The 7,424-nt window shown below is 58.5% G+C and carries 10 protein-coding genes; 2 read left to right on the top strand and 8 right to left on the bottom strand.

Features of this window, described 5'->3' with window-relative positions; all coding sequences use genetic code 11:
- Positions 1–420, bottom strand: a 420-nt coding sequence (locus tag WA989_RS04620) for an NAD(P)H-dependent flavin oxidoreductase (protein WP_424339335.1), incomplete at its 3' end; no start/stop codon positions are given.
- Positions 421–593: 173 nt separating this feature from the next.
- Between WA989_RS04620 and WA989_RS04615 the strand changes: the two genes are divergently transcribed.
- Together WA989_RS04615 and WA989_RS04610 are read left to right on the top strand one after the other, a co-directional pair.
- Entirely contained in the window at positions 594–1,328 is a 735-nt protein-coding gene (locus WA989_RS04615) for an alpha/beta fold hydrolase (protein WP_424339333.1), read from the top strand.
- Between the two features lie 109 nt (positions 1,329–1,437).
- Positions 1,438–2,646 (top strand): acyl-CoA dehydrogenase family protein, encoded by a 1,209-nt coding sequence (locus tag WA989_RS04610; protein WP_424339332.1) that lies wholly within the window; start codon positions 1,438–1,440, stop codon positions 2,644–2,646.
- 69 nt (positions 2,647–2,715) lie between these two features.
- Here the strand turns inward: WA989_RS04610 and rplQ are convergent, their stop codons facing one another.
- The 7 genes from rplQ to WA989_RS04575 form a co-directional block, all read right to left on the bottom strand.
- Entirely contained in the window at positions 2,716–3,141 is a 426-nt protein-coding gene (gene rplQ, locus WA989_RS04605) for a 50S ribosomal protein L17 (RefSeq protein WP_424339331.1), read from the bottom strand.
- A 36-nt stretch (positions 3,142–3,177) separates the two neighbouring features.
- Positions 3,178–4,197 carry a DNA-directed RNA polymerase subunit alpha gene (locus tag WA989_RS04600; protein WP_424339334.1) on the bottom strand — a complete coding sequence of 340 codons (1,020 nt, stop codon included), beginning with the start codon at positions 4,195–4,197 and terminating at the stop codon, positions 3,178–3,180.
- A 59-nt stretch (positions 4,198–4,256) separates the two neighbouring features.
- Positions 4,257–4,646 (bottom strand): 30S ribosomal protein S11, encoded by a 390-nt coding sequence (gene rpsK / locus WA989_RS04595; protein ID WP_424339330.1) that lies wholly within the window; start codon positions 4,644–4,646, stop codon positions 4,257–4,259.
- A 12-nt stretch (positions 4,647–4,658) separates the two neighbouring features.
- Positions 4,659–5,027: a 30S ribosomal protein S13 gene (gene rpsM / locus WA989_RS04590; protein WP_424339329.1), complete on the bottom strand. Its 369-nt coding sequence runs from the start codon at positions 5,025–5,027 to the stop codon at positions 4,659–4,661.
- Between the two features lie 139 nt (positions 5,028–5,166).
- Entirely contained in the window at positions 5,167–5,736 is a 570-nt protein-coding gene (locus tag WA989_RS04585; protein ID WP_424339328.1) for an adenylate kinase, read from the bottom strand.
- Positions 5,733–7,097 (bottom strand): preprotein translocase subunit SecY, encoded by a 1,365-nt coding sequence (gene secY, locus WA989_RS04580; protein ID WP_424339327.1) that lies wholly within the window; start codon positions 7,095–7,097, stop codon positions 5,733–5,735. Before secY ends, WA989_RS04585 begins: the two co-directional genes overlap by 4 nt.
- Positions 7,098–7,185: 88 nt before the next feature.
- A partial coding sequence (locus WA989_RS04575) for an uL15m family ribosomal protein (protein WP_424339326.1) occupies positions 7,186–7,424 on the bottom strand: 239 nt, incomplete at its 5' end.

The following is a 7,424-nucleotide window of genomic DNA, read 5'->3' as shown; positions in this document are numbered from 1 at the left end:
GCCGATCGACTGGGCTTTCAGCGCATGCCTCACGGCCGTGCATTTATGGATCACCTTGATCCCCGCATCCTTCAGCACAGGGAGGACCTGCGCCGGGTTGTTGCCAGCGGTTTCGACGGCTTTGACCCCGCCTTCAATGATGGCTTTGATATAACCCGGATAGTCGGGCGGGTTGACGGAGGGCAGGAATGTCAGATTCACGCCGAATGGTTTGTCCGTCATGTCCCGGCATCGCGCGATCTCGTTGGCAAGGTCGTCTGGGGATGTCTGCGTCAGCGCCGTGATGATGCCCAGCCCGCCTGCATTGGATACGGCCGCTGCCATTTCCGCAAAACCCACCCAATGCATCCCGCCCTGAATAAGCGGATGCTCTATGCCGAACATTTCGGTGATTTCGGTTTTCATATCGATGTCCTCCAGATCTATGCTCGCACAATGCCAAGTCACGGGCTGCAAGAGCAAGTGTTCCTATAGGGAAAGTATGTGGGCGGCGGCGGGAGACAAACGCGCGGCGAGTGTCAGGCCACATGACTTGTACTCCCTGATCAAGGCGCGCAACATAACAGGGGTCAGCCCGGCCCGGAGAGAAAAGAATGCGGATATTTGTACATGGGGTTCCGGACACCCCCGCCATGTGGGACCCGCTTGTAAAGGAACTGGGCGAGGCTGCGGGCGAGTATTCGGCCCCAGCTCTTCCCGGCTTCGTGGGGCCACCGCCTGCAGGATTCGCCTGCACCAAGGAAGCCTATGCCGACTGGCTTATAGGCGAGATGGAGAAAGCAGGAACGCCGGTCGATCTGGTCGGCCATGACTGGGGTGCGCTCCTCGTCGTGCGAGCTGCAGCCTTGCGGCCAGAGCTCGTGCGAAGCTGGGCCGTCGCGAATGCCCTTCCAGATAAGGATTACGAGTGGCACCGCACGGCGCGTATCTGGCAGACACCTCTGCTCGGCGAAGCTTTCATGGCAATGACGAGCCAGGCCCGGCTGGCTGGCGCCCTTGCTGAGGCCGGCCTCCCGGCAACGCTCGCCCGCAAGGAAGCGTCTCACTGGACACCGCACATGCGCAAGGCGATCCTCAAGCTCTACCGCTCGGCGAAAAACATATCGTGTGAATGGACGCATGGTCTCGATCAGCTGCCAGAGCGCGGCCTCATCTTCTGGGGCGATGACGACCCCTACGTTCCGGTTGAAACCGCTGAGCGCTTCTCTAGCCGTACGGGCATCCCCTTGCATCGGAATGGAAACACCGGTCACTGGTCCATCGTTGAATGCGCGCGCGAGCTCGCAGAACTGCTTCAGGCATTGTGGGCTGACGATCACGCAGCCTGAGCTGGCCGCCCCGGCCTGCGCAAGCACTGGACACGCTGACGCGCGGGCAAGTCTTGATACGCGCCGCACCGTCCTAGACTATCGAAGCTTGCCCAACGCGGAGCCTCGAATGAATCTCAAATTCTCAGCTGCTGAAGAAACCTTCCGCCAAGAGGTGCGCGATTTTCTGGCTGACAAGCTGACAGCCGACCTCAGGCGCTATGCTTCGCGTATGACGAGTGTCTATGCCGACAAGGAAACCGCACTCGCCTGGCAGGCCATTCTACGTGAGCAGGGATGGGCCGCGCCGTCCTGGCCGGTCGAATATGGGGGATGTGACTGGAGCGTGGCGCAACGCTACATCTTTGACGTGGAAATGGCGAAGGCGGGCGCACCGTCGCTCTCGCCGATGGGAATCGGCATGTGCGGCCCAGCGCTGATAGGCCACGGCTCGAAGGCCCAGAAGGAGTATTACCTCCCGCGTATCCTGGAGGGTGAAGACTTCTGGTGTCAGGGCTACTCAGAACCGCATGCAGGCTCGGATCTTGCGGCGCTGACAATGTCCGCGGTCGATGACGGCGAGGATTTTGTCTGCTCAGGGTCGAAAATCTGGACGACCCACGCGCACGAAGCGAACATGATGTTTTGCCTGGTAAGAACAGATTCTTCGGGCAAACGGCAGACAGGCATCACCTTCCTGCTCATCGACATGACATCGCCGGGCGTGCGCGTCGATCCGATCATCATGCTGTCGGGCGAGCACATCCAGAACGCCGTCTTCTTCGATGAGGTTCGCGTGCCGAAAACGAATGTGGTCGGCCAGATCGATGATGGCTGGACCGTCGCAAAATACTTGCTTGAGTTCGAGCGTGGCGGCTCGTCCTACGGCCCGCGCCTCCTTCAGCGTCTGGCAGCGCTCAGGCGCATAGCCAAAGATCTCGGTGGGCTCGATACTGACATGGCGACAAAAATCAGCGAGGCCGAGATGGCCGCCGAGACGCTGGAAGCGGCTGAGCTTATGATGATGTCGGATCTTGCCGGCGGCGGCACACCCGGACTCAAGGCCTCGATGATGAAAATCCGCGGGACCGAGCTTAGCCAGCGCGTGACAGAACTTGCACTCGATATCGCCGGCCTGCATGTGCAGCCTTTCCAGCCTGAGCATACCGAAGCCGGCGGCCCGGTCGTGACGCGCCACCAGACCAATCAGGGCCTGGTAGGGCCAGACAGTCTCGTCACCGTGTCTGCGAAATACCTCAACGACCGTGCTGGCTCGATCTATGCCGGCTCAAACGAAATCCAGCGGAACATCCTGTCGAAGGGCCAGCTCGGACTTTAGCAGGCCCGAAAAAGAAAACCCCGCCAGTTGCCTGGCAGGGTTCTCTCGAAATCATCTCAACCTGCAGCCCTAGACTTCGTCCATGGCCTCGAGCTCTGCTTCGTGACGGGCGCGGTCCTTGGCGCCTTTGGCGTCTTCATCGCGGTCAACCAGCTCGATGACTGCCACCGGGGCATTGTCACCGTGGCGGAAGCCAGCTTTCAGGACGCGGGTGTAACCACCATTGCGGTCCTTGTAGCGGTCGCCGAAGACTTCGAAGAGCTTCTGGACAGCGTCCTTGTTGCGAACCTGCGCAATGGCGCGGCGGCGAGAGGCGAGATCGCCCTTCTTTGCCAGCGTCACGAGCTTGTCCATGATCGGCTTCAGTTCCTTCGCCTTGGGAAGGGTCGTGACGATCTGCTCATGCTCGATAAGCGAAGCTGCCATGTTCGCAAACATCGCCTTGCGGTGCGATGAGGTGCGGTTCAGCTTGCGATGTGCAATTGCGTGGGCCATTTGCCTGGTCTCCTGCGCGCCCTCCCGGGCGGACGGTTAAAGGTGGTCGTCGTATTTCTTGGCGAGTGCTTCGATGTCTTCTGGTGGCCAGTCCGGCACTTCCATGCCGAGGTGCAGCCCCATGCCAGCGAGCACTTCCTTGATCTCGTTCAGCGACTTGCGACCGAAGTTCGGGGTGCGGAGCATTTCCGCTTCGGACTTCTGGATCAGGTCACCGATATAAACAATATTGTCGTTCTTCAGGCAGTTTGCCGAGCGGACAGACAGTTCAAGCTCATCGACCTTCTTGAGAAGAACCGGATTGAAGCCAAGATCTGTCTCCTCGCTGGAGGACGAAGATTCGGTTTCCGGCTCATCGAAGGTGATGAAGAGCTGAAGCTGGTCCTGAAGGATGCGAGCGGCATAGGCCACAGCATCTTCTGGCGTGATGGAGCCATCGGTTTCGACAGCAAGCGTGAGCTTGTCATAATCGAGGACAGTGCCTTCACGGGTGTCTTCCACCGTATAGCCGACGCGGCGAACTGGCGAATAGATCGCATCAACCGGCACGAAGCCGATCGGCGCATCTTCCGGGCGGCTCTGGTCGGCGGGCACATAGCCCTTGCCGGTTGCAACCGTGAATTCCATGCGGACTGAAGCGCCGTCATCGAGCGTACAGATCACGAGGTCCGGGTTCAGGATTTTCACGTCGCCAGACGTTTCGATCTGGCCGGCCTTGACTTCGCCCTTGCCGTCAGCCTTCAGGATCATGCGTTTCGGTGTGTCCGAAACCATGTCGATGGCCACCTGCTTGAGGTTCAGCACGATTGTGGTGACATCTTCACGAACACCCGGAATGGATGAGAATTCGTGTACGACGCCGTCAATCTGAACGCCGGTAATCGCAGCGCCTTGCAGCGAAGACAGGAGAACGCGGCGAAGAGCATTGCCAAGAGTCGTACCAAAGCCGCGCTCGAGCGGCTCAATGACAAGCTTGGCATGACGGCGAGGATCGCGGCCCGTTTCCACCTTCGGGCGGTTCGGGCGGATCAACTCTTTCCAGTTACGGTCATTCACGCTGGTCGCGGTATCGGCCATTTACGGCCTCCTTATTGTGTTAATGGATGGAAGACGGCCTAGACGCGGCGGCGTTTCGGCGGACGACATCCATTGTGCGGAATCGGGGTGGTGTCGCGGATCGAGGTGATGGTGAGGCCAGCAGCCTGAAGCGCGCGAAGGGCGCTTTCACGGCCAGAGCCTGGTCCACGAACATTGACTTCTACAGTTTGAAGCCCGTGATCCTGAGCTTTTTTCGCTGCGTCCTCAGCGGCCACCTGGGCGGCATAAGGGGTGGACTTGCGCGAGCCTTTAAATCCCATCGTGCCAGCCGATGACCAGGAAATTGCATTGCCCTGGGCGTCGGTGATGGTCACCATGGTATTGTTGAAGCTCGAGTTCACATGAACAACGCCGGAAGAAATGTTCTTGCGGGCGCGGCGGCGAACGCGGGTCGTATCACGAGCCATATCAGTCTAGTCCTACTTCTTCTTGCCGGCGATGGGTTTCGCGGGACCCTTGCGGGTACGGGCATTGGTGTGGGTCCGCTGGCCGCGAACCGGAAGGCGCTTGCGGTGACGCAGGCCGCGATAGCAGCCAAGATCCATGAGACGTTTCACGTTCATCGAAACTTCACGGCGAAGGTCACCTTCAACCATGTAGTCGGAATCGATTGCTTCACGAATCTGGATCACTTCGGCATCGGTTAGGTCAGCCACACGGCGGTGGGACTCAATACCGATCTTGTCAGTGATTTCACGCGCCTTCGACGGGCCAATCCCGTGAATATAGCGAAGCGCGATCTCAACGCGCTTGTTCGTTGGAATATTTACGCCTGCAATACGGGCCATGGGGCCTCATCTCCTAAACTGCCAAAAACGGGCTCGGCGCGAAACGAAAACCAACGCCTCGCGCGCGCGAACCCGACCTCTTAACGAAGTGCGTCGTTATAGACCTGCAAATCGCCGCGTCAACTGGTGAAATGCGGCTTTATGCGGTCTCTTTCAGCGCCTTCTCGACGCCCTTCGTGACCTCTTCGATTGTCGCCATCCCATCGACTTCGCGAAGGATGCCTCGCTCCGCATAAAGCGGAATGAGTGGTGCGGTGTCCTGATTATACTTATCGAGGCGCGCCGCGAAAGTCTCAGGGTTATCATCTTTGCGGCCCTGCTCCTCGAAACGTTTGGTCACACGCTCAATCAGCTGCGCTTCGTCCACCACCAGGCGGATCACACAATCGACCTGACTGCCACGCGATTCCAGAAGACTGTCGAGCGCATTCGCCTGACCGACCGTGCGCGGGAAACCATCATAGATGAAACCCGGCGCATCGGTGTGGGTGCTGATCTGCTCATCAATAAGATCGATCACGATTTCATCTGATACAAGGCCGCCCTCATCCATGATCTTCGCAACACGTTTGCCAAGGTCGGATCCAGAAGCCCGCGCGGCACGGAGCATGTCACCTGTCGAAAGCTGGACATAGCCATGCTCTTCTACCAGACGCCTTGCTTGCGTGCCCTTGCCGGCCGCCGGCGGCCCAAAAAGTATCAAATTCATCGTCTACGCTTGCCTCCCAGCCGCGACTTCTTGATCAGTCCTTCGTATTGATGCGCGATCAGATGGGACTGTATCTGAGTAACCGTGTCCATTGTAACGGATACAACGATGAGAAGCGAGGTGCCACCGATATAGAAAGGAATTTCCGGGACATACCGGCGCAGCACTTCAGGCAGTAGACAGACGAAGACGAGATAGACCGCACCGATCGTCGTCAGGCGCGTCAGAACATAATCGAAATACGCCGCCGTATTCTTGCCCGGCCGGATGCCGGGGACGAAGCCGCCATATTTACGCAGATTGTCCGCGGTCTCCTGCGGATTGAACATGATGGACGTGTAAAAGAAGCAGAAGAAAGCAACCAGCACGCCGTATGTGATGATGTAGGTCCAGCTGCCCGGCGAGAAGTTCAGCGCCAGCCACTGGAGAATACCGGTACCTTGCTCTGCGGTGGCATTCGGATCGACGGTGTTTCCACCCGCCAGGCCAACTGCCGTCAGAGGCAGCATCAGGATCGCGATCGCGAAGATCGGCGGGATCACACCGGACGTATTCAGCTTGAGCGGCATGAACGAGCTCTGGCCCTGCTGCATCTGATTGCCCTGCTGGCGCTTCGGATACTGGATCAGGACACGGCGCTGCGAGCGCTCGATGAAGACGATGAACAGGACAAGGGCAATGACCAGCAGAAGCACTGCGAGAACAAAGACGACGTTCACGCCCTGCTCCACACCGCCGGAGAACATATTGAAGATCGCCTTCGGCATTTCAGCGATGATGCCTGCGAAAATGATCAGGGAAATACCATTGCCGATGCCGCGGGCCGTGATTTGTTCGCCCATCCACATCAAGAACATGGTGCCACCGACGAAGGTGGTGACGGCTGTCAGAACGAAGAACCACGTGGCGATGCCTTCATAGGCGACGCCTGCAAGGCCCATCGAAATGCCGAACCCCTGGAAGAAGGCAAAACCGACAGTCAGGTAACGCGTATACTGATTGATCTGCTTGCGGCCCGATTCGCCCTCTTTCTTGAGCTTCTCAAGAGAAGGCACCGCAGACGTCATCATCTGAACGATAATCGACGCCGTGATATAGGGCATGACGTTCAGCGCGAACACGCTCATCCGCTCGACCGCGCCGCCCGCAAACATGTTGAGCGAGCCAAGCATACCGCCCTGCTGCTGCTGGAAAAATTGGGCGAACTGGCTCGGATCGACGCCGGGCACCGGAATGAAAGTGCCGAGGCGGTAAAGAACGAGAATGAAAAGCGTGAATAGAATTCGGGCCTGCAGGTCTTTCGCCTTGGCGAAAGTGCCGAAGTTCATGTTTCGCGCCATTTGTTCTGCGGCTGTGGCCAAGTGCCCCTCCTACCGGAAATGAAATCGCCGCCAATACATCGGCGGCGAAATGCTGTTTGTGAAGGTGTGTAGACGAAAAAGCCTGCGATTACTCTGCTTTTTCTGCAGCTTTCGGCCCGGTCACGGTCACCTTGCCGCCAGCCTTTTCGATCGCCTCGATGGCTGCCTTGCTTGCACCTGTCACAGTAATATTTGCCTTCTTCGGCGCTTCACCCTTGGCGAGGAGACGAACACCGTCTTTCGTGCGGCGGATCACGCCCGACGCGACGAGCGTTTCCTCGGTGATGTCGCCTGCTTTCAGCTTGCCGGCTTCGATCGCCTTTGTCA

Source organism: Henriciella sp. (genome assembly GCF_049649345.1).
In the GTDB taxonomy this organism is placed as follows: domain Bacteria; phylum Pseudomonadota; class Alphaproteobacteria; order Caulobacterales; family Hyphomonadaceae; genus Henriciella.
This window is presented reverse-complemented; position numbering and strand designations above follow the sequence as displayed.

Bases quoted from the DNA above. Each gene is read 5' to 3' on its own strand.
- rpsK (WP_424339330.1), bottom strand. From the start codon at position 4,646: ATGGCTCGTGATACGACCCGCGTTCGCCGCCGCGCCCGCAAGAACATT.
- WA989_RS04610 (WP_424339332.1), top strand. From the start codon at position 1,438: ATGAATCTCAAATTCTCAGCTGCTGAAGAAACCTTCCGCCAAGAGGTG.
- WA989_RS04615 (WP_424339333.1), top strand. From the start codon at position 594: ATGCGGATATTTGTACATGGGGTTCCGGACACCCCCGCCATGTGGGAC.
- rpsM (WP_424339329.1), bottom strand. From the start codon at position 5,027: ATGGCCCGTATTGCAGGCGTAAATATTCCAACGAACAAGCGCGTTGAG.
- rplQ (WP_424339331.1), bottom strand. From the start codon at position 3,141: ATGGCCCACGCAATTGCACATCGCAAGCTGAACCGCACCTCATCGCAC.
- WA989_RS04585 (WP_424339328.1), bottom strand. From the start codon at position 5,736: ATGAATTTGATACTTTTTGGGCCGCCGGCGGCCGGCAAGGGCACGCAA.